General features: G+C 67.4%; 18 protein-coding genes. 10 read left to right on the top strand and 8 right to left on the bottom strand.

Features of this window, described 5'->3' with window-relative positions:
• Positions 1 to 42 precede the first annotated feature (42 nt).
• The 5 genes from ISF28_RS28645 to ISF28_RS28665 form a co-directional block, all read right to left on the bottom strand.
• Complete coding sequence (locus ISF28_RS28645) at positions 43 to 756, bottom strand: ABC transporter ATP-binding protein (RefSeq protein ID WP_198120591.1); 714 nt, start codon at positions 754 to 756, stop codon at positions 43 to 45.
• The gene (locus tag ISF28_RS28650; RefSeq protein WP_198120592.1) at positions 749 to 1,951 is read right to left on the bottom strand and encodes an ABC transporter permease; all 1,203 of its coding nucleotides are present in this window, start codon (positions 1,949 to 1,951) and stop codon (positions 749 to 751) included. The genes ISF28_RS28645 and ISF28_RS28650 overlap by 8 nt, the downstream gene beginning before the upstream one ends.
• Before the next feature lie 4 nt (positions 1,952 to 1,955).
• Complete coding sequence (locus tag ISF28_RS28655; protein ID WP_229519450.1) at positions 1,956 to 3,101, bottom strand: efflux RND transporter periplasmic adaptor subunit; 1,146 nt, start codon at positions 3,099 to 3,101, stop codon at positions 1,956 to 1,958.
• Positions 3,102 to 3,283: 182 nt separating this feature from the next.
• The gene (locus tag ISF28_RS28660; protein WP_198120594.1) at positions 3,284 to 4,819 is read right to left on the bottom strand and encodes a pectate lyase family protein; all 1,536 of its coding nucleotides are present in this window, start codon (positions 4,817 to 4,819) and stop codon (positions 3,284 to 3,286) included.
• A 273-nt stretch (positions 4,820 to 5,092) separates the two neighbouring features.
• The gene (locus tag ISF28_RS28665) at positions 5,093 to 6,655 is read right to left on the bottom strand and encodes a carboxylesterase/lipase family protein (protein WP_198120595.1); all 1,563 of its coding nucleotides are present in this window, start codon (positions 6,653 to 6,655) and stop codon (positions 5,093 to 5,095) included.
• Positions 6,656 to 6,878: 223 nt separating this feature from the next.
• Here ISF28_RS28665 and ISF28_RS28670 point away from each other — a divergent pair, with 223 nt between their 5' ends.
• Complete coding sequence (locus ISF28_RS28670; protein ID WP_198120596.1) at positions 6,879 to 7,889, top strand: alpha/beta fold hydrolase; 1,011 nt, start codon at positions 6,879 to 6,881, stop codon at positions 7,887 to 7,889.
• A 221-nt stretch (positions 7,890 to 8,110) separates the two neighbouring features.
• Here the strand turns inward: ISF28_RS28670 and ISF28_RS28675 are convergent, their stop codons facing one another.
• Complete coding sequence (locus ISF28_RS28675; protein WP_198120597.1) at positions 8,111 to 11,383, bottom strand: DEAD/DEAH box helicase; 3,273 nt, start codon at positions 11,381 to 11,383, stop codon at positions 8,111 to 8,113.
• Between the two features lie 80 nt (positions 11,384 to 11,463).
• Complete coding sequence (locus tag ISF28_RS28680; protein WP_198120598.1) at positions 11,464 to 11,979, bottom strand: YgjV family protein; 516 nt, start codon at positions 11,977 to 11,979, stop codon at positions 11,464 to 11,466.
• Between the two features lie 118 nt (positions 11,980 to 12,097).
• On the opposite strand from ISF28_RS28680, the gene ISF28_RS28685 reads away from it, so the two are divergent.
• Entirely contained in the window at positions 12,098 to 12,472 is a 375-nt protein-coding gene (locus ISF28_RS28685; protein WP_198120599.1) for a COG4315 family predicted lipoprotein, read from the top strand.
• Between the two features lie 15 nt (positions 12,473 to 12,487).
• Here ISF28_RS28685 and ISF28_RS28690 read toward each other — a convergent pair whose 3' ends face one another.
• Positions 12,488 to 13,636 (bottom strand): branched-chain amino acid ABC transporter substrate-binding protein, encoded by a 1,149-nt coding sequence (locus ISF28_RS28690; protein WP_198120600.1) that lies wholly within the window; start codon positions 13,634 to 13,636, stop codon positions 12,488 to 12,490.
• Between the two features lie 86 nt (positions 13,637 to 13,722).
• On the opposite strand from ISF28_RS28690, the gene ISF28_RS28695 reads away from it, so the two are divergent.
• The 8 genes from ISF28_RS28695 to ISF28_RS28730 all read left to right on the top strand — a co-directional run bounded on the left by ISF28_RS28695 (position 13,723) and on the right by ISF28_RS28730 (position 22,314).
• Positions 13,723 to 14,583, top strand: a complete 861-nt coding sequence (locus ISF28_RS28695) for a CAP domain-containing protein (protein ID WP_198120601.1) — start codon at positions 13,723 to 13,725, stop codon at positions 14,581 to 14,583.
• Positions 14,584 to 14,726: 143 nt separating this feature from the next.
• A complete protein-coding gene (locus ISF28_RS28700) occupies positions 14,727 to 16,220 on the top strand; it encodes an efflux transporter outer membrane subunit (RefSeq protein WP_198120602.1) in 1,494 nt (497 codons plus the stop codon).
• Positions 16,217 to 17,509 (top strand): efflux RND transporter periplasmic adaptor subunit, encoded by a 1,293-nt coding sequence (locus ISF28_RS28705; protein ID WP_198120603.1) that lies wholly within the window; start codon positions 16,217 to 16,219, stop codon positions 17,507 to 17,509. The genes ISF28_RS28700 and ISF28_RS28705 overlap by 4 nt, the downstream gene beginning before the upstream one ends.
• Positions 17,506 to 18,234 carry an ABC transporter ATP-binding protein gene (locus ISF28_RS28710; protein ID WP_198120604.1) on the top strand — a complete coding sequence of 243 codons (729 nt, stop codon included), beginning with the start codon at positions 17,506 to 17,508 and terminating at the stop codon, positions 18,232 to 18,234. Before ISF28_RS28705 ends, ISF28_RS28710 begins: the two co-directional genes overlap by 4 nt.
• Positions 18,234 to 19,436, top strand: a complete 1,203-nt coding sequence (locus ISF28_RS28715; RefSeq protein WP_198120605.1) for an ABC transporter permease — start codon at positions 18,234 to 18,236, stop codon at positions 19,434 to 19,436. The genes ISF28_RS28710 and ISF28_RS28715 overlap by 1 nt, the downstream gene beginning before the upstream one ends.
• A gap of 248 nt (positions 19,437 to 19,684) precedes the next feature.
• On the top strand, positions 19,685 to 20,134 hold the full coding sequence (locus tag ISF28_RS28720) for a MarR family winged helix-turn-helix transcriptional regulator (RefSeq protein WP_198120606.1): 450 nt from the start codon (positions 19,685 to 19,687) through the stop codon (positions 20,132 to 20,134).
• A 42-nt stretch (positions 20,135 to 20,176) separates the two neighbouring features.
• Entirely contained in the window at positions 20,177 to 20,605 is a 429-nt protein-coding gene (locus ISF28_RS28725; RefSeq protein ID WP_198120607.1) for an organic hydroperoxide resistance protein, read from the top strand.
• Between the two features lie 254 nt (positions 20,606 to 20,859).
• Positions 20,860 to 22,314 (top strand): catalase, encoded by a 1,455-nt coding sequence (locus tag ISF28_RS28730; protein WP_198120608.1) that lies wholly within the window; start codon positions 20,860 to 20,862, stop codon positions 22,312 to 22,314.
• Positions 22,315 to 22,363 lie beyond the last annotated feature (49 nt).

Consider the following 22,363-nt stretch of genomic DNA (forward strand, 5'->3'; position numbering starts at 1 on the left):
GGGGATTGAAAATCCTTGTGCCGGTGGTACGATTCCGCCCCGCTATCCCCGCGCCGTATCGCTCTCGATGTTGCCGTCCACTAAGGTGAGCGTGCGGTCGCACTGCTCGGACAGGCGGGGGTCGTGCGTGACCAGCAGCACCGCGCAGCCAAACTCCTGGTTAAATTTGCGAAACAACTGAAAGACTTCGACGGCGGATCGGGTGTCGAGATTGCCGGTGGGTTCGTCGGCCAGCAACAGCGCCGGGCGGGTGACCAGCGCGCGCGCCACGGCCACGCGCTGCTGTTGGCCGCCGGACAGCTGGTCGGGCTTGCGCTGGTCCATGCCCTCCAGGCCGACCTGGGCAAGCAGGGTACGGGCGCGTTCGACCTGTTCCCGAGTCGGTTTTCCGGTGGCCACCATGAGCGGCATGAGCACGTTCTCGAGCGCGGTGAAGGCCTGGATCAAATGATGGAACTGGAATACGAAGCCGATGGCGCTGCCGCGTAACGCAGTGCGCCGGGCATCGTCCATTTCCCGGGTCGGCTCGCCGAGCAGGACCAGCTCGCCCGCCGTGGGCCGGTCCAGCAGGCCGATCAGATTCAGCAGCGTGCTCTTGCCCGAACCCGATGCGCCCACCAGCGCGGCGAAGTCGCGCCGCTGCAGGCGCAGGTCGAGGCCGTGCAGCACTTCCACTTCGGTCGGTTTGCCGACGTTGTAGCTTTTGCGCAGGCCCTCCAGCCGCATCACCTCCTCGCGGGCGTCGTGCTCAGACATGGCGTATCGCCTCCACCGGATCGAGCGAAGCGGCACGGCGCGCCGGCACGGCTGCCGCCAGGGTGCCGGTGACCGTTGCCAGCGCGGTCGCGGCCACCGGCAGCCATGGATCGACCGGAATGTAGAACAGCTTGGGGCCGAACGTATTGAAAACGCCCACGAGGCCATATCCCGCCGCCGCACCGAACAGCGAACCGGTGAGGCCAAATAGTCCCCCCTGGAGCAGGAAGACACCCAGCATCTGTTCGCGCGTGGTGCCCATCGCGCGCAGGATGCCGATTTCGCGGGTTCGCTGGACCACGCTGACCGACAGCACGCTGGCAATGCCCAGCGCCACGCTCAACGCCACGAACACGCTGATCATCCGCGTCGAGATGCTCTGGGAGCGCAAGGCGTTCACCAGTTGGCTGTTGGTTTCCATCCAGCTTTCCGCCTTCAGGCCCGTGAGACGGGCGATGCGCAGGGCAATGGCTTGCGCGTCGAAAATGTCGTCCACCGTCACGTCGATATTCGTCGCCGCGCCGGGCAGGTTGAGCAGGGACTGCGCCTGTTTCATGTCCAGGTACACATAGCGTGCGTCCAGCTCGCGCACGCCCAGCTCGAAGATGCCGGCCACGTTGACCACGCTCTCTCGTCCCTGCCCGCCGTCCAGGCGCAGCTTGTCGCCCACGCGCATGCCGAGGTCGGTCGCCAGCTGCTTGCCGATCACGGCGTCGCCGGCGCCGATGCGAAACACGCCGGCGACCATGTCGTCCTTGACCGGAATGATGCGCAGATAGCGCTGCGGGTCGATGCCGATCAGCGCCACCGACACGAGCGCCGTGCCGCGCCGCGCGAACGCCGGTCCCGAGATCGACGGCGACACGGCCGTGATTCGCGGCATCGTGTCGAGCACGTCGCGCACCTGCTGCCAGTTGTTGATCGACCGCAGGCGCTGGGCGCGCTTGCTCTCGAGCAGCAGCTGCGCGGTCCCCGGCGCCGGCCGCACGATGCGGTTGTACTCTTCGGGAGGCTGTACCTTGATATGGGCCTGGGTGCCCAGGGTGCGGTTGATGATATTGCCCTGCAGTCCGGTAATCAGCGCGGTGAGGAAGACGATCACCGCGACGCCCACGGCGATGCCGACCAGGATCAAGGCACTCTGCGCCTTGCCTTCCCGCAGGAACCTGGTAGCGATAGTCCACTCGATCCACATGGCATCAGTCGAACCTGGCCGGGAGTTCTTTGCGCGTGGCGGCCGCGTCGGTCGATGCGATCGCGGCGGCGGGCACGACGCGCACGCGGTCCCCCGGTTTCAGCGTGGCCGGCGCCTCGACGAGGACGCGATCTCCCTGCCGCAATCCGGCCGTCACTTCCGTCCGGGTCAGGCCGCGCAAGCCGAGCTGTACCTGGCGACGTTCGGCGCGGCCAGCGACGACCAGCCACACTGTCGCACGGTTGCCGTCGACCGCACCCAGCGCGTCGTTGGGCACGACGATGGCGTGGTCGCGCCGGCCTGTTTCCACGTTCACGGAAACGGTCATGTCCTGGCGCAGGAAGCCGGGGACCGGATTCACCGCGAGGCGCACGTCGACCGTGCCGCGCTGCGGATCGACGCTGGGGGCGATGAAGCTGACCTTGGCGCGGAACGGACTCCCCGGGTAGGCGTCGGCAATGCACACGGCCGGCTGGCCGATGGCGAGCACTTCCAGGTTTTTTTCGTCCAGCGGCACCAGGACCTCGGTGTCGCCGCTGCGGGCGATTTCGAACAGGACCCGCCCGGGCTGCACCAGGTCGCCCGGCTCCGCGTTGCGGGTCAACACGGTGCCGGCGACTTCGGCGCGGATCGTCGTTTTGGCCAGCAGGGCTTTGGCGCTGGCCACGCGGGCGCGCGCCGCGGTCTCGCCGGGATTGCCGGGCACGAGCGAACGGACGGTCAGTTGCGCCTGCTCGACTGCGGTGCGGGCGACGATCTCCGCCTGCACCGCCTGTTCCATCGCTTCGCGTGTGATCATCTGCTGTTGGAAAAGCTCGCGCCGGCGCCTGGTTTCGCGGCTGGCCTGCGCCAGCCTCGCCTCTGCCTCGCGTAGGCTGGCCTGCGCCTGTGGCCGGGTCGATTGCTGCAACTGGGCCAGCGCGGCTTGCGCCTCGCGCAGCGATGCCTCGAGGTCGTCCGCTCGAAGCACCGCCAGCACGTCGCCGGGCTGCACCTTGTCGCCCTCCCGTACGCGCCGTTCGACCACCACCCCGGTCACCGGGCTGCCGACCTGCGCACGGGACAAGGCCGCCACGCGCCCGGTCGCCACGACGGTCTGCACCAGCGGCTGCACCTGCACTTCGTAACCGGCCAGCGCCGGCCCTCGCATATGCTGCACCAGGATCCATGCCAGGACGCCAATGGCAAGACCGGCGACGGTGACGAAGATGAGCTTGCGTTTCATTGCGCGAGTGGGCTGTGCTTGGAAACGGTATGTTAGCTCATTGCTCCGTGTCAGCAGGTGGAGCGGCTTCTTGGCCGCTGCAACATGGCACCCGTCGCCGAACCGGCCTACAACTTGCCGACGCCAGCCGCCGCCGGTACCGAACTCGCGAGATTGCCCGTGCTCTCGACCGAGTAGCTGTAGTAGCTGGCCGGCGTGGCCGACGGCGTCCCCGCCGGATTGCTGGCCGACGACCAGGGCGTGGTCGTGACGGTCACCAGCGAATTGGCGCTGTGCGCCGTCGCGCTCAGGTTCACCGGCGCGCCGTTGAGCAGGTTGCCGCTGTCGAAGATATACGGCGAGCAGCGCGCCGTGCTCATGCCCGACAGGGCCGCGCACTTGGTCAGCGCACTGCCGGACGAGACCGACGCGCCGATCGTGTCGCTGGCCGTCGCGCCGCCGCTGATGTTGAAGACGTTGTTTTCGACATACAGTTTCGAGCCCTGCCCCGACGTGAGGCCCACCATCCAGTTGTACAGCGTCACGCTGTTACTGCCGGCGAAATAATTGTTGTACACGTGGACCATGCCGTAGCGCACACGCGGCTTGCGCTGCACGAGGTTCTGGAAGTAATTGTGGTGGAACGTGGTTTTCAGCACGCCCGGATTTTCCGCCGTCAGGCTGGCCGTGTCCGTGCCCCCCATCAGCATGGACTTGTCGTGATCGTGCAGGTGGTTGTACGACACGGTGACCAGGTTCGCCGACTTGGTAATGTCGAGCAGGCCGTCGTGGTGCTGGACGTGGTAGAGGTCGCCATCATACGGCGCGGCCCACACGGACGGGAACTGGTCGTCGGTGCGCGCGCCGTCGGAGAACGTGCAGTGATCGATCCAGACGTGCGTCGCGTACTGGATCGACACGGTGTCGTAGTTCGAGTTCCAGCGCCCGCCGGAATCGGTCGGGTCCCACGCGGGGAAGAAGTCGAACGCGTCTTCGAACGCGACGTTGCGGATCACGACGTTGTCGACCGGCGCGCTCGAACTGCCGCTGATCATGAGCGTGCCGTGGATGATCCTGGCGGTCGACCCGTTGCCGATGATCGAGGTGTTCGACGGCACGGTCAGCACGACGGTTTTCTTCATCTGGTTGCTGGCGCAAGCGCGCGCCGCCTCGACCGGATCCGACGACGGCGGCACCTTCGAATAAGGCGGCTTGTAGGCGGCCAGGTAATCTTTCCAGATCTGGTCGAAGCTCGTGTATCCATAGCTCGCGCACGTGCTGCTGGCCGCGTTGGCATAGGTCACATAATTATTGGCCGTCAGCTCGGTGCCGGCCGCGTTCTGGTTCAGGCTGATGGTGCCCGAGATGTAGATGATCTTCTTGCTTTTGTCGAGCGTGCCGCTGAACGAACCGTTGGACTTGATGGTGGCGGTGTTGCCGTATAACGCCTGGATCAGGCCCGCGCGCGTCGAGACCGTATAAATCTTGGTCGACGACGCGCCGTTGCCGCCCGTGGTGCCGGTCCCGCCCAGGTTGTTCGTGCCGGTGGCCGCCCAGCCGTTCGCGCCGAGCGAGGAAATTTGCGCACCGGCGCCCGCGCTGACGCCGGCCATCAGGACGCCGACGCAGAGTGCCTGCCATGACTGCTTTTTGGAAATCGTCATTTCTTCTCCAGTAGATTGGTGAAATTTCAGATGTACCCAAGCACAGCTTCACAGCGCTTCCACGGCCGCAGCCCGATATTGGTCGGTCCAGTTTTCACAATCGGCCATGCAAATCGCTTGATTGTTGATATTTGGTCAGACCAATTCAACCGATGCAGTATGACCGCGGTCGCGCCAGGCGGCAATTGATATATCAGCTACCCGAGATGGGTATATGGCGCTCCCCCGAATGCCACGTCACCGCCGGCCGCCGGTGCCGCGACAGGAAAAACGTCATTTCGCCGAAGCCGTAGGCCAGCTCGTGGTCGTCGCGGCCGGCGCGAACAGCGAGAAATCCGGCAGCTTGCCGCGCGCTTCCAGGTCGGCCGCGTCGCCGATGCGCTGGATGGTCGCCCCGGTGCCGTCGAACGCGGGCCAGGCCGGCAATCCCTTGCCGTTCGGGCTACCCGTGCGCGCGAAAGCGGCCCAGGTATCGGCCAGGCGGTTCGCCAACTGGCGGTCGTACGCGGACCAGGGCCGGGGATCCTGGCCGAGATGGTCGAACACGTACTGGATCTCCGCGCCATGGCCCGCCCCGCAGCCGTAGCCGCATGGCGTCACGGGTTCCGTCGGCCGGTGCGCGAAATAATAGACGTAGGGCTTGTCCTGGCCGTACTTCGCCTGCAGCGCCGCCCAGTGCGTCATGCGCCAGCCCCACCAGTCGTTCGTGAGGCGGTCGATGGAGGCCTTGGCCTGGGCATCCGTCGCGCCCGGATACGCGGCCAGCAGCGCGGCCGACGGCGCATGGCCCAGCAGCTTGGCGACGAGCGCGCGGTGGTTGGCGGCCGTGAACTTGTCCGTGCCGAGGATTTCCGGCGCCAGGTCCTTGCCCTCTTCCGCGTTCCAGCCGGCGAGCAGCGGCACGTCGTTCTGGCGGTGGTTGCGATACAGCGTCGTCAGGTCTTCGCGCAGCACGTGGCCGTCGACGATCGGGTGCGGCTCCCACGCCGCTTTTTGCAGCGCGGCGACGGACAGCGCACGCAAGTCCGCCAGGTGCGCCGCGCCGACGGACTTGGCGAACGCCATGCCGTCGCGCTCCGCAGCCTTGCGGTCGAACAAGGCGTTTTCGCCTGGGTCCATCGGCATGCCGTCGTTGCCGCTTTCCGAGATCGCCCGCTGGAACAAACCCTTCGCCTGCGGCGACGCGACGAGCATCGCGACGGATTCGCCGCCCGCCGATTCGCCCATGATCGTGACTCTTCCGGGGTCGCCGCCGAATGCCGCGATATTCTCCTTCACCCAGCGCAGCGCCGCGATCTGGTCTTCGATGCCCTGGTTACCCGACGCCTTGTCCGGCGACTCCGCCGTCAGCTCCGGATGGGCAAAGAAGCCGAAGATGCCGAGGCGGTAATTGATCGTGACGACGATGACGCCGCGCCGCGCCAGCGTGCCGCCGTCGAACATGGGCACGGCCGCCGTGCCGCCGTAGAAACCGCCGCCGTGGATCCACACGATGACGGGCAGCTTCTGCGCCTGCTCGGGCGTCCAGACGTTGAGATAGAGGCAGTCTTCGCTCTTGGGATTCGTCACCCACGGCGCGGTCTGGGCACAGGCGGGCGCATACGCGCGCGCCTGCTTGACGCCGTGCCACGGCACCACCGGCTGCGGCGCACGCCAGCGCAGCTTGCCGACCGGGGGCGCGGCGAACGGCACGCCGAGATAGGTGTTCACGTGGTCGGCGACCGTGCCGACGATCTGTCCTCCCGTCACTTTTACCGGTGCTGGCGCCGGTGCGGCCTGGGCCATGCAGGCCTGCAGGCATCCGGCGACGAGGGCCATGGCCCGCGTGCTTCTCATGATGTCTCCTCCGTTATTGGTTGATAGCGCTAACCGCCGATATCGATTTTACCGATCTGTTTCTTGCTTTTGGGACAAACAATCCCATGCGCGAAAAATAATTATCGAAGTAATGGTTTTTGTGCTTGCATGCCGCCGCGGCCTCAGATAAAGTTATCGACATAATGATTATTGCGATAAGCAATTTGCAGCAGCCGACCACTTGACCATACCGGAGGAACCCATGAACCAGCCCATCACCGTCACCCTCACCCAGCAGCTTCGCAACGTCGCCGGCGCCGCCGTCCTTGCCTTCGCGGCGTCGGGCGCCGCGCACGCGGTCGCCCCGGCCCCGGCCGCGCTCCCGTCCATCAAGCAGATCGATGCCGGCGTGCTGAACGTCGGTTACGTCGACGCGGGCCCGGCCAACGGCCCCGCCGTGATCCTGCTGCACGGCTGGCCCTACGACATCCACAGCTACGACGACGTGGTGCCCCGGCTGACGAAGGCCGGCTACCGCGTCATCGTCCCCTATCTGCGCGGCTACGGCACCACGCGCTTCCTCGACCCGAATGCCGTGCGCAACGGCGAACCGGCCGCGCTGGCGCAGGACGTCGTCGACCTGATGGATGCGTTAAAAATCGACAAGGCGATCCTGGCCGGCTACGACTGGGGCGCGCGCAGCGCCGACATCGTGGCCGCGCTGTGGCCCGAACGCGTCAAGGGTCTCGTCTCCGTCAGCGGCTACCTGATCGGCAGCCAGGAGAGCGGCAAGCAGCCGCTGCCGCCGAGCGCGGAGCTGCAATGGTGGTATCAGTTCTATTTCGCCACGGACCGCGGCGCCGCGGGCTACGCCAGGAACCGCCACGATTTCGCCAAGCTGATCTGGAAAACGGCATCGCCGCAATGGCATTTCGACGACCGCACGTTCGACCGCAGCGCCGCCGCCCTGGAGAACCCGGACCACGCCGCCATCACCATCTTCAACTATCGCTGGCGGCTCGGCCTCGTCAAGGGTGAGGCGAAGTACGATCCGTTGGAAGCCCGCCTGGCGGAATTTCCGGCAATCACCGTGCCGACGATCACGCTGGAAGGCGACGCCAACGGCGCGCCGCATCCGCAGCCGGCCGCATACGCCAAGCGTTTCACCGGAAAATACAAGCACGAACTCATCAAGGGCGGCGTAGGCCACAATCTGCCGCAGGAAGCGCCGCGCGCCTTCGCCGATGCCGTCATCGCCGTCGACCACCTTTGATCCGCGCCGGCGCCCGGATGCGACGACGCCACCGGCTGGCGGTGGCGTCGTCGGTTGCCGCGGGCATCGCGCTCAGTGGAAGAACAGGTACAGGATGACCAGTACGATGGCCGGCACGCCCAAGATCCAGGCCAGGAAATATTTGCCCATGATCTTTCTCCTTTCGTCAGCGAATTGATCGTGGGTTCAGGATGCCGGTGGCGGACACGGGCGTCCGTACGTTAGTGCACGGTGCGCGCGAACAGCACCTGCAGGTCGTCCGCCCCGATGGCGGCCGCCGCCCCGCCTTCCGCATCCAGCACGGCATTGGCCAGCTCGCCCTTGCGGCGCTGCATCTCCTGGATTTTTTCTTCCAGCGTCCCCTGCGCGATCAGCTTGTAGACGAACACGGGCTGGTCCTGGCCGATGCGCCAGGCGCGGTCGGTCGCCTGGTTTTCGCTGGCCGGGTTCCACCAGGGGTCGTAGTGGATGACGGTATCGGCCGCCGTCAGGTTCAGGCCGACGCCGCCCGCCTTCAGGCTGATCAGGAACACGCTTACCTCGCCCCGCTGGAACCTTGCCACCACGGCGGCGCGGTCGATCGTGTCGCCCGTCAGCAGCGCGTAGTCGATGTGTCGTGCGCGCAGCGCCTCTTCGATCAACGCCAGCATGCTGGTGAATTGCGAAAACACGAGCACGCTGCGGCCTTCGCTCAACAAGGTGTCCAGCAATTCCAGCAACGCGTCCAGCTTGGCCGAGCCGGCCGTCGCGGCGGCGTCCAGCAGGCGCGGATCGCAGCAGACCTGACGCAGTTTCAGCAAGGCGTCGAGGATGATGATGTGGCTCCGCGCCAGGCCCTTGCTGTCGATCGCGTCGCGGACCTTCTTGTCCATCGCCACCCGCACGGTCTCGTACAGGTCGCGCTGGGCGCCGTCGAGTTCGATGGGCAGAACGATCTCCGTCTTCGGCGGCAGCTCGGTGGCGACCTTGTCCTTGGTCCGGCGCAGCATGAACGGTTTCACGCGCCGCGCCAGCAAGTCCTGGCGCAGGACATCGCCCTGCAGTTCGATCGGCTTGCGGAACACGGCGTTGAACTGCTTCTCCTCGCCCAGCAGGCCCGGCATCAGGAAATGGAACTGCGACCACAATTCGCCGAGATGGTTCTGCACCGGCGTGCCCGTCAGGCACAGGCGGTGGCGGGCGTCGAGCAGGCGCACCGTCTGCGCCGCCTTCGAGCGGCTGTTCTTGACGTACTGCGCTTCGTCCAGGATCAGCAGGTGATAGCGGTGCTTGCGCAGGGCCGGCTCGTCGCGCGCCAGCAAGGGATAGGTCGTCAGCACGAGGTCGGCGTCGCCGATCCGGTCGAACAATGCTTTCCGGTCCTTGCCGTGCAGCAGCAGGACGCGCAAGCCGGGCGCGAAGCGCGCCGCTTCCGCCTGCCAGTTGCTCATCAGGCTGGTGGGCGCCACGACGAGCGCCGGCGCGTCCAGGCGGCCCGCCTCCTGTTCGGCGAGGATGTGGGCGAGCGTCTGGACCGTCTTGCCGAGCCCCATGTCGTCGGCGAGGATGCCGCCGAAGCCGTATTCGCGCAGGAATTGCATCCAGTCCAGGCCCGTGCGCTGGTAGGGGCGCAGTTGCGCCCGCAGACCGTCCGGCACCGCGACGGGGCGGATGCCGGCGAAATCGTGCAGCTTGCGGCCCAGCTCGCGCAGGCGGTCGCCGCCCAGCCAACGCAGCCGTGCCGCCCGTTCCAGTTCCGCCAGGCGCGCGGCGTCCAGTGCCGGCAGGTGGATCTTCGCGCCGATGCGCTCGCTGAAATACAGTTCGCCCACCGTCGCGAGGATGGGTTTCACGCGGCCCCACGGCAGCGCCACGCGCATCGAGCGGGACAGGTCCACCAGCAGCTCGGCGTCGTCCGCGCGGCCGGCCAGGGCCGCGGCATCGAAATCGCGCGGCGCCGCGCGGATCATTTCCAGCAGCAGCGGCAACAGCGGATAGCGCTCGCCGGCCACGACGATGCCCAGCTCCAGGTCGAACCAGCCGTTGCCGTCGGACTCGCCTTCGTCGAGGTCGGCATACCACGCCTCCACTTCCGCCAGGTCGTAGCGGAAGTCGCCGTCGACCTCGACCAGCCAGCCGGCCTCGCGCAGGCGCGGCAGGGCATCGCGCACGAAGGCGAGCCATGCGGACTCGTCCGGCAATGCCAGCGCGCCCCGCCACTCTTCGGGCAAGGCATCGTCCGGCAACGGCGCAAAGCCCAGCGCGGCCAGGCGCGCGGCGGCGGCGGCTTCGGCCGCCTGGTCGCGCACGATCACGTCGACGCCCTCCGCGTGCGTGTTGCGCAGCACGGGTTCGTCGACGCCTTCCGTCGAGAGGCCGTCGTACTCGAACGTCAGGACGGCGACGTCGTGCCAGACCCAGTCGCGCCGCACCGGTATCTGCCGGCTGTCCAGCAGCAGGCACGGCACGGGCACGACGTCGCGCCGCTCGCGCACGTGCAGCGTGGCCGGCGGGGGGATGAAGCCGTCCAGTCCCAGTTCCGCCACGCGGCCCGCGACGCCGTTGCGCTGTTCTCCCCGCAGCGTCGGCGCCTGCGCGACCAGGTCGAGCACGGCCGCCGGCGGCATGGCGGCGAATTGCGCCGGCAGCGCCACCGCGCCCACCGTCAGGCCGTCCAGGTAGTAGATGGGGTCGGTCGGATACGTGTGCTCGAACGAAACGCCGTCGTCCACGCGCCAGCCCAGCGTCACGGCGTCGCGGCCGGCGCCGTCCTCGATCCAGGCCGGCGTCATGTGGCGGGTCGGCCCCGGCAGCACCCGTTCCAGGTGGCCGTACTTGGCGGCCTTCAGCGAGTCCGCCCGCCACAACCATCCCTCGGCGCTCAGCCTGGACAGCAGCGCGGCGCCGAATACGCCCGAGGGCGTCGACGTCATGTGGCTCAGCTTCATCGCGCCCAGCAGGCGCAGCGTGTCTTCGTGCTCGCGCGGCACGTAGGGCGGCCGGAACGTCAACAGGCGCAGCGGCTCGTTCTCGAGCACGGCCTCGGCGACGCTGCCGTCCGCGCGCAGGCGGACGATGTACGGATGCAGGCCCGGCACATTGCCCTTGCGTTCCGGGACGAGGACGTACGCAAGCTGGAGCGACGCATCGCGCACGGCCGCTTGCGCCGCCTGCAAGGTGTGCCTGAAGGCCGCCAGCCGCTGCAGCCAGCCCTCGACCGCGGCCGGCACGCCCGCCGTGCCGCGTTCCAGCTCGGTCAGCAGCACGGCCACGACGTGCTTGCAGTTGTAGGTCATGGGACAGCTGCAGTCGCCGCTGAACCGGACGCCGCGCTTGTCGGATTTCACGCGGATCGTCTGCCGGTAGCGGCTGGAACCGCTGCCCTCGACTGCGCCGCGGATCTTGTCGCCGTCGGCCTCGATCTCGACGACCCGCTCCTGGCGGGCATACGCCTCGCCGCGCGCAAAGGTGCCGGGGTCGAATTGCCGTTTGATGTCGTCGCGCGTGAATTCCATGAGCCGATGAACGATGAACGAATCGAGGCGCCATTATCCACGATCGCCGCGCCGTGCCGCATGGGCGGCGTTGACGGACGTCAGGCCGGCTGCGCCACCCGCGCCGCGCGCGCCATGCGCAGGATCGTCGTGACGTTGACGAGCGCAATGACGATCTCGAGCGCCGTGCCGCCGATCGAGCCGGCGATGATGTTATTCGCGATCCACAGGCAAGTCCCGCACAGCATCACGAGCCGCATGGGGACGCCGCGCAGCAGGAACAGCGCGAGCGTGCCGACGCACGATGCGCCCAAGGGCAGCCAGTCGGTCGCGCGCGTGGCGAGCGACAGCCCGAGCACGAGATTCATGGCGACGACGCCGGCCGCCACCCAGCGCGAGCGCGTGTACAGGGCCAGCACGGAACGCAGCAGCGACATCGTCGAGCTGGCGACGGCCGTCGGGTTGCCGAGCAGGGCGAAGTGGACGATGTAGGCCAGGCATTCGCCGGCCATGAACAGCTTGAAGCGGCGGTCGTCCTTTTGCGTGAACGAGGCGACGCCGAGGACGAACGCGATATAGCCGACGCATTGCGCCGGCGCGAACCAGTCGAGGGACATGGAGACAAACGGATGGGCGGAGGGAACCCGATATTATAAAGCAGCGTCCGCGCCGCTTCGTCTAGAATGACCGGGCAGTCCCGCCAACCGATGTCCGATGTTTTCAAAGGAGATTCCCATGAAAGCCGTGAACCTTGGTATTGCCTGCCTGTCCGCCCTGCTCGCCGTCGCCGCCCACGCCGCCGCTCCGGCGCCCGTCAAGAAAGTCGACGGCATCCTCGTCGACGCCCGCGGCATGACGGTCTACACCTTCGACAAGGACGTGGCCGGCAGCGGCAAGAGCGCGTGCACGGGCCCGTGCGCGCAAAACTGGCCGGCCGTGAAGGCGGGCGACGCGCCCCTGGCCCCGCCCTATTCCGCCATCGTGCGCGAGGACGGCACGAAGCAGCTCGCCTATCAAGGCAAGCCGCTGTACACATTCGTCAAGGACAAGAAAGCGGGCGAGCGCACGGGCGACAAGAAGTTGAACGCCTGGCACGTCGTGACGGATTGAGCGGCCGGGTCGTACTCAACGCGCGCCGTCGCGCACGACCCGCAGCTTGGTCAACTGGCCGCGGCGGTAGGTGTACAGCGTGAGCGCGGCGTCGCGCAGGTCGCCGTTCGCATCGAAGGCGATGGTGCCCGTGATGCCCTGGTACTTGATGCGCGCCAGCGCCGGCAGGAACGTCGCCGGATCGGACGATCCGGCCGCGCGCATGGCGGCCGCGAACGTCATCGTCGCGTCGTAGGCGTACGGCGCGTACGTCTGGAACGCCATGCCGTAGCGCTTCCGGTAGCGCGCCGCGAAGGCCGCCATGCCCGCTTCGAGCGGCCCGTCGACGCCGCCCGCCACCACGCAGACGACCTTGTCGTCGCCGAGCGCGCTGCCCGCCAGCTGCGGCAGCTTTTCCGAACACACGCCGTCGCCCGACACGAACTTCGCGGCGATGCCCAGCGCCTGCATCTGCTTGAGCATGGGACCGGCGGTGGCGTCCATGCCGCCGTAGAAGATCACGTCCGGCCGGCGCGCGCGGATCTGCGTGAGGATGGCGCTGAAATCCGTCGCGCGGTCGTTGGTGAACTGGCGGCTGACGATCTCCGCGCCCCCGAGCCGCTTGACGTCCTTCGCGAACTGGTCGGCCAGGCCCTGGCCGAACGCGGTGCGGTCGTCGATGACGGCGATCTTTTTCGCCTTGAGCGTGTCGACCGCGTAATTCGCCAGCACGCGGCCCACGAGGTCGTCGTTGGCGACGACGCGGAACGACGTCTTGTAGCCCTGGTGCGTGTACAGCGGCGTCGTGGCGGCCGGCGAGATCTGCGGGATGCCGGCGCTGTCGTAGATCTTCGACGCGGGCACCGTCGTGCCGGAATTCAGGTGGCCGACGACGGCCACCACGCCACCGTCGACGAGTTTCTGCGCGACGGCCGTGCCGAGCTTCGGGTCGCTGCCGTCGTCCTCCGCCTGCAGCACCCACTTGACCTTCTTGCCGCCTATCGTCGCGCCCTGCGCGTTCAAGTCATCGATCGCCAAGCGGGCGCCGTTCTCGATGTCCTTGCCCTGGTGCGCGCTGGGGCCGGACAGCGGCGACGCGCTGCCGATCCTCACTTCCGACTGGGCGTGAGCGGCCGGGACAATGGCCAGGACGGCCGCGGCGGCGGCGATGAGGGTCGAACGCATGGGGGCTCCTTGGGCTTTACGCCGTAGCATACCATCCGGGGTGCCGCTGGAATTTCGCGCCGGCGTCCCCATGTAAGCGCGGTCCCATGCTCATCACCACACGCCCTCTCCCGCTCGCGGCCGCGCTGGCCGCCGTATCGTTCGCGGTCGCCGCCGCCCCCGCGCGTGCGGACGAGCTCGCCAATCTCATCAATGCGTGGCGTACCGCGCCGGGCACCTGCGACGGCCGTCCCGCCCCGCCGGTGGAAAGGCTGGCCGTCGAGCCGGCGCTGTCCCGCATCCGCATCGGTCCCGGCACCTTTCTCGAATCGGCGCTGCAGGACGCCGGCTACCAGGCCGAGCATGCGGAGGCGATCACGGTGTCGGGGCCGCCGGATGCGCGCGCGGCGCTGGATGCCATCGGCCAACCATATTGCCGCACGCTGCGCGCGGCGGAATTCGCCGCGATCGGCACGGCGCACGTCGGCACCGAGTGGCAGATCGTGCTGGCGCGGCCCGTCGTCATTCCGCCGCTGCCCGACTGGCCGGCGGCGGGACAGGACATCCTCGCGCTCGTGAACGCGGCGCGCGCCCGGCCGCGCACGTGCGGCACGCGGACGTTCGGCCCCGCCGGACCGCTCGCGTGGAATCCGCTGCTGGGCCGGGCCGCCCTCGCGCACAGCACCGACATGGCGCAGAAACACTATTTCAACCACGAGCAACCGGACGGCAGCCTCCCCGCCGACCGCGCGACGGCCGCCGGCTACCGCTGGGTCCGCGTGGGCGAGAACATCGCGTCGGGCCAGCGCACGCCCGAGGAAGCCGTCGCCTCCTGGCTGGACAGTCCGGGCCACTGCGCCAACATCATGAATCCCGCCTTCACGGAAATGGGCGCGGCCTATGCGATCAATCCGCGCAACCGCAACCGCACGGCCTATTGGACCCAGGTCTTCGGCACGCCGCTTTAGTGCAATGGGTTCGGCCTTTTGACTTGTATCAAATACTTCATAACACGGATAACGCTATTCTGGTTTGACATGTCATGCAGCCCAACCACCGGCCGCGCATGACGCTTTCCGGTCGATCGTCGCAACCGATCCACCAAGCCAGCATGCATACAACGCCGCCTTCCGCCCGCTCCGCTCCGCCCAGCCTGCCGCGTCATCCATCAGCCCTCGCCCCGCTGCTGCTCGCCGCCACGTTGGCCGGCTGCGCGGCCGTCGGTCCGGACTACCGCGCGCCCGGGCCCGCGGTCCCCGCAGGCTGGCATACCGGCCTGCAAGGCGGCTTGCACAGTGCGGATGCCGATGCCGATGCAGCGGCGCGCACACGATGGTGGCGCCGGTTCGACGACGCGACGCTGTCGACATTGGTGGAGACGGCACTGGCCGCCAACCGCGACCTGCATGGCGCCCAGGCTGCGCTGCGTGGCGCGCGTGCGCGCAGGATCGTCGCCGGCACCGCCTTCTACCCGACGGTGGGGACGACGCTGTCCGGCAGGCGCACGACGCCGTCCCTGTCCGCGGCGGGCCCGGCATTGTATGCGGCCGGGTTCGACGCGAGCTGGGAGCCGGACGTGTTCGGCGGCAAGCGGCGCGCGGCCGAGGCAGCCCAGGCCGACCTGGAACGCAGCGCGGCGACGCTGGCGGCCACGCAAACGTCGCTGGCGGCCGAGGTGGCGCTGAATTACGTGGCACTGCGCGGCTACCAGACGCGTCTTGCCATTGCGCGCAGCAATCTGGCCAGCCAGTCCGAAACCCTGCAGCTCACCGAATGGCGCACGCAGGCGGGCCTGGTGGGATCGCTGCAGCTGGAGCAGGCGCGCGCCAACCGGGAGCAGACCCGCGCCCAGATCCCGGCGCTCGAAACGAGCCTGGCGCAGGCGCGCAACCGCCTCGCCGTCCTGACCGGTCGAGCGCCGGGCGCCGTCGACGCGCAACTGGCCGTCGCCACCGGCATCCCGGCCATGCCCGCCACGCTCGCCGTCGGTATTCCCGCCGACACCCTCCGCCGCCGTCCCGACGTTCGTGCGGCCGAACGCCTGCTGGCGGCCGAGACGGCGCGCGTCGGCCAGGCGCAGGCGGCGCGCTACCCCGACTTCAGCCTGTCGGGCTCGATCGGCCTCGACGCGTTCACGCCGGGCACGCTGGCCAGCGGCACGGTCAACCGTTCGCTGGCCGCTTCGGTCGCCGCGACGATCTTCGATGGCGGCCGGCTCCGGCAACAGGTCGCCGTCCAGGATGCCGTGCGCGAGCAGGCACTGTACGCCTATCAAGCGGCGGTGCTGACGGCGCTCGAGGACGTGGAGAACGCCCTGGTCGCGTTTGCGCGCAGCAAGGAACGCCAGGCCGCGCTGGACGCCGCCGCCACGGCCGCGCGACAGGCCGCCCAGCTTGCCAGCCAGCAGTATGCAAGCGGTATCATCGATTTCCAGACCGTGCTCGACACGCAGCGCAGCGTGCTGGCACTGCAAGATGCGCTGGCCGCCGCGCAGGCCGACGGCGCCACTGCCGTGGTCCAGCTGTACAAGGCGCTCGGCGGCGGCTGGGAACCCGCAGCCGCGCCCCCCATCTCCAACGACACGACTGCAAGCCATCCGCCATGAACGATCGCAGCGCATCGGAAAACAAGCAAGTCAACGCCGTGTTGCAAGCCGGCGCGCGCGGCCTGCTGGCCAGACGCCGCGGCTGGATCGCGGCCGCCGTCGTCGTATTGGTCGCGGCCGGCGCCGCAGCCCTGCACTTCAGCGGCGGCGCGCCGCAGACGCGTTATGTGACCGAGCCGGCCGCGCGCGGCAAACTCGTCGTCACCGTGTCGGCGACGGGCACACTGCAGCCGACCAACAAGGTCGACGTCGGCAGCGAATTGTCCGGCATCGTGGAAAGCGTCTTCGTGGACGACAACGACCACGTGCGGAAAGGCCAGCCGCTGGCGCGCCTGGACGTGTCCAAACTCCAGGACCAGGTCAGCAAATCCGTCGCCGCATTGCGCGCGGCCGAGGCGCAGGTCATGCAGACGCAGGCCACGGCCGACGAGGCGCGCGCCAACCTGGCGCGCCTGAAGCAGGTCGCGGACCTGTCGGGCGGCAAGGTACCGTCGAAGGCCGAACTGGAGACAGCGGAGGCGACGCTCAAGCGCGCCATCGCCGCCGGGGCAAGCGCGCAGGCAGCGGTCGGGCAGGCGCGCGCCGGCCTGAAGTCGGATGAGACCAACCTGCGCAAGGCAACGATCGTCTCGCCGATCGACGGCGTCGTGCTGTCGCGCAAGGTCGAGCCGGGCCAGACGGTGGCCGCATCCCTGCAGGCGCCGGTGCTGTTCACGCTGGCCGAGAACCTCAAGCAGATGAAGCTCGAAGTCGACGTCGACGAAGCCGACGTCGGCCAGGTCCGCGACGGCCAACCCGCCACGTTCAAGGTCGATGCCTATCCGAACCGCGACTACCCGTCCCGGATCACGCGCACGGCGTACGGCTCGCAGACCAAGGAGGGCGTCGTGTCCTACCTGACCGTGCTCGAAGTGAACAACGACGACATGAGCCTGCGCCCCGGCATGACGGCCACGGCGGCGATCGTCACGGCGGCACGGAACGATGCCCTGCTGGTGCCGAACGCCGCGCTGCGCTTTTCGCCGCCGTCGGGGCAAACGAACGCCGCCGCCGGCCAACAGAAGCGCAGCGTACTCGCCAGCCTGATGCCGCGACCGCCTTCGAACCGGGGCAAACAATCCCGTTCCACCGCGGCCAAGGGACAGCAGGTATGGGTCTTGCGCAACGGCGAGCCGGTGGCCGTGCCCGTCACTGTCGGCGTCAGCGATGGCAAGCACACCGAGATCCTCGCCGGCGACCTGCAGCCCGGCACGCCCGTGATCACCGAGAGCCAGGGTGCCGCGAAATGAACGACCGCGACGCCGGCGACGCGGCGCTGGAACCGTTGATCCGCTTTGTCGACATCACCAAGACCTTTGGCGAGGGAACGGCCGCTTTCCAGGCGTTACGCGGGGTGAGCTTCGCGATCGGCAAAGGCGAGTACGTCGCCATCATGGGGCCGAGCGGCTCCGGCAAATCGACGGCGATGAACATCCTGGGCTGCCTGGACACGGCCACCTCCGGCGCATACTATTTTTCCGGCGCACCGGTGCACGAGCTGGACCGAAAGCAGCGCGCGCTGTTGCGGCGCCACTACCTCGGCTTCGTATTCCAGGGCTTTAATCTGCTGGGCCGCACGAGTGCGCTCGAAAACGTCGAGCTGCCTTTGTTGTACCGCGGCATGGCGCCCGCCGAGCGGCGCACGGCCGCCATGGCGGCGCTCGCGGCGGTGGGCCTGCATGGCTGGGAGCACCATGTACCGGCCCAACTGTCCGGCGGCCAGCAGCAGCGCGTGGCCATCGCGCGCGCGATCGTCACCGATCCGCTGGTGCTGCTGGCCGACGAGCCTACCGGCAACCTCGACACGGTGCGCGGCCGCGAGATCATGGATTTGCTGACGGCCCTTAACCGCGACAAGGGCATTACGGTGCTGATGGTGACGCACGAGCCGGACATGGCGGCGTACACCCGCCGCATCATCCGCTTCGTCGACGGCCAGGTCGAATCCGACGTCCGCAACGAGGAGCATGCCTGATGTTCTTCAACACGCTCGTCCTGGCCCTGTCCGAGATCCGGCGCAACATGCTGCGCTCCTCCCTCACGATCCTGGGCATCGTGATCGGCGTCGCCGCCGTGATCACCATGGTCACGCTCGGCAACGGCGCCACCCGCTCGGTGCAGGACCAGATCGCGGCGATGGGCAGCAACCTGCTGATGGTCCTTCCCGGGCAGCGCCTGGGACCGATGGCGGGCGGCGCGCCGCAATTCAAGGCCGCCGATGTCGACGCGATCCGCGCCCAGGTGAGCGGACTGCGCGCGGTAGCACCGGTGGCCAGCAAGTCGGTCACGGTCGTGCGCATGGCGAAGAACTGGACGACGCAGACGGTGGGAACCACCGCCGACTACTTCGCGATCAGCCGCTGGCCGCTCGCGGCCGGGCGCGTGTTCACGCCGGCCGAGGAGCGCGCCGGCAAGGCCGTGTGCGTGATCGGGGAGACGGTTCGCCGTGAACTGTTCGGGCGCCAGAACCCGGAGGGCGAGCAGATCCGGATCAAGCAGTTTTCCTGCGAGGTCATCGGCCTGCTTGCGCCGAAAGGCCAGTCGGCGATGGGTTCGGATCAGGACGACACGATCATCATGCCATTGCGAACGGTACAGCGCCGGCTGACCGGCAGCCAGGACATCCGGATGCTGCAGGTGGCCGTCAACGATGGCGTTGCGATCGACCAGGTACGCAACAACGTCGTCGATCTGATGCGCGAGCGGCGCAAAATCGGCGCCAACGAGGACGATAACTTCACCGTGATGGACACCCGGCAGATCGCCGACACATTGACCGGCACCACGCGCGTGATCACCGCGCTGCTGGGCGCCGTGGCCGGCGTCAGCTTGATGGTCGGCGGCATCGGCATCATGAACATCATGCTGGTGTCGGTCACCGAACGCACGCGCGAGATCGGCATCCGCCTTGCGATAGGCGCGCTGGAACACGAAGTGCTGCTGCAATTCCTGATCGAGGCCGTCGTGCTGGCCTGCCTGGGCGGCGTGGTCGGCATCTTGGTGGCGACGGTGCTGTCGATCGGACTCGCGCACCTGATGCAAGTGCCCTACCTGTTCAACCTGGGGATCAACGTGCTGTCGTTCGTGTTCTCGGCGGCGATCGGCGTCGTGTTCGGGTATTTCCCGGCGAAGCGGGCAGCCGGCATGGATCCGATCCAGGCGTTGCGCCACGAATGACGATCTTGAGGAAAGGCAAAAAAAACCCGCCGGGAGGCGGGTTGAATCTATTTTCTTGGAGGAAGATAGAGGAGACAGAAGCATCATGCTGCATCGCACAAGAGCCGTCCAATGATGGTTCGTGATACCTGAAATACACTCATCCCATATCTCGCCGAGCGATGTCGCAGCCTGGATCGCTTTCAGCTATCGGCTTCATAAAAAATAACATATTGTGCGCAATCTAATTGCGCGATATAGTTCAGCCCATGGAAACGAACGACGCCAATCCTGCTCTCCTGCTCGACAACCAGTTGTGCTTCGCACTGCACTCGGCATCGCTGGCGATGACGAAGGTGTACAAGCCGCACCTGGACAAGCTGGGCGTGACATATCCCCAGTACCTGGTGCTGCTGGTGCTGTGGGAACGCGACGGCTTGAGCGTGTCGGAGATCGGCGAACGCCTGTACCTCGATTCCGGGACGCTGACCCCGCTGCTCAAGCGCCTCGAGGCCCAGGGCCTGGTCGACCGGTCCCGCGATCCGCAGGACGAGCGCCGCGTCGTGATCCGGCTGACCGGCCAGGGCCGCGCGCTCAAGGAACAGGCGGCCGCCATCCCGGCCTGCATCCTGGGCGCCACCGGCTGCGACGTGCGCGAACTGGTACGGCTCGTCGGCGAGATCAAGTCCCTGCGCGACCGGCTCGCCGGCACCTTATAAATTTATTTGCAGTAAGAACTCAACCACCGAAAGGGTAATGCGATGACCACCAAACTCGATAAAGTCCTGTACACCGCCAAGGCGCACACCACCGGCGGCCGCGAAGGCCAATCCCGCAGCGACGACGGCCTGCTGGAAGTGCGCCTGGCGCCGCCGAAGGAAATGGGCGGCAAGGGTGACGCCACCAACCCGGAACAACTGTTCGCCGCCGGCTACTCGGCCTGCTTCATGGGCGCCATCAAATTCGTCGCCGCCCAGAAGAAAGTCGTCGTCCCGGCCGACGCGTCCATCGACGCCAGCGTGTCGATCGGCCCGATCCCGAACGGTTTCGGCCTGGCCGTGGAACTGGCCGTGAGCCTGCCGGGCCTGGAGCGCGCCGTGGCGCAGGACCTGGTCGATTCGGCCCACATCGTGTGCCCGTACTCGAACGCGACCCGCGGCAACATCGAAGTCAAGCTGAGCGTGATCTAAGCTTGATCTGAATAATTCGGGGTCAGAGCCCGAATTGCCGAACAGTAAGGCGCCGCCCGGATGGGCCGGCGCCTTTTGTTTTGGGCGGCCATAGCACTCCACTACAAGGAGCTCCAAAAGGTAATTTATTTTTCCTATTAGATCCATATAAATAGATAGTTTGCACGAATGCCACCCACGCTCTACCATGGTTATGAATAGACCTCAGCTATCATATTTAATACATTGATAGCCTAACCATTGAAAGAGCCACCATGACCCAACTGACCACCGCTTCCGGCATCCCCGTCGACGACAACCAGAATTCGATCACGGCCGGCCCGCGCGGCCCCGTGCTGCTGCAGGACTTCCACCTGATCGAGAAACTGCAGCATTTCAACCGCGAGCGCATCCCCGAGCGCGTCGTGCACGCGAAGGGATCGGGCGCCTACGGCACGTTCACCGTCACCCACGACGTCACCAGATACACGAAAGCGAAACTGTTCGCGGCGGTCGGCAAGCAGACGGAAACGTTCCTGCGCTTCTCGACCGTCGGCGGCGAAAAGGGTTCCGCCGACACGGAACGCGATCCGCGCGGTTTCGCCGTGCGCTTCTACACCGAAGAAGGCAACTGGGACCTGGTGGGCAATAACACGCCGACGTTCTTCCTCAAGGACGGCATCAAATTCCCCGACTTCATCCACACGCAAAAGCGCGATCCGCAGACGAACCTCAAATCGGCGCAGAACGTGTGGGACTTCTGGAGCCGCGCCCCGGAAAGCCTGCACCAGGTGACGATCCTGTTCTCCGACCGCGGCACGCCGGACGGCTACCGCCACATGGACGGCTTCGGCAGCCACACCTACAGCCTCATCAACGACGCCGGCGAACGCGTCTGGGTCAAGTGGCACCTCAAGACGCTGCAGGGCATCCGGAACCTGACGTCGCTTGATGCCGTGCGCCTGGCCGGCGTCGATCCGGACTATGCCCAGCGCGACCTGTTCAACGCGATCGCCAACGGCGACTTCCCGCGCTGGAGCGTGGAAATCCAGGTGATGGACGACGTCCGGCGCGCCGCCTGGGAAGCGCAGACCGGCTGGGATGCGTTCGACCTGACGAAGGTGTGGCCGCAGCGTGACTTTCCGCGCATCCCCGTCGGCATCCTGGAACTGAACCGCAATCCGGACAACTACCATGCCGACGTCGAGCAAGCCGCCCTGTCGCCTTCGAACATCGTGCCGGGTATGGGCTACAGCCCCGACAAGATGCTGCAGGCCCGCCTGTTCGCCTACCACGACGCCCAGCTGTACCGCGTCGGCACGAACCACCAGCACCTGCCGGTGAACCGTCCGCGCTGCCCGTTCCACAACCAGCAGCGCGACGGCGCGATGGCGATCGCCAATGGCGGCGCGGCGGCGAACTATGATCCGCTCCGGACCGACGTCCCCGCCGCGGCCGGCTTCGGCCACGGCGACGCCGGCTGGCCGCTGGACGGCGCCGCGGGCCGCTACGACACCCGCGCCGCCGACGACCATTTCACGCAGGCCGGCAACCTGTTCCGCCTGCTGAGCGACGAAGGCCGGCGCAACCTCATCGAAAACATCGCCGGTTCGCTGTCCGGCGCGGATGCCGCCACGCAGGATCGCCAGATCGGGCACTTCCTGAAAGCGGATCCGGCGTACGGCCAGGGTGTCGCGGACGCGATCCGCGGCCTGCAGAACCGGGCGTAGCAAGATCGACACACTGACCGGCCGGGCGGCGATGCTGTCCGGCCGGTTT

This window comes from Massilia rhizosphaerae, from assembly GCF_016093545.1.
GTDB lineage: Bacteria > Pseudomonadota > Gammaproteobacteria > Burkholderiales > Burkholderiaceae_D > Telluria > Telluria rhizosphaerae.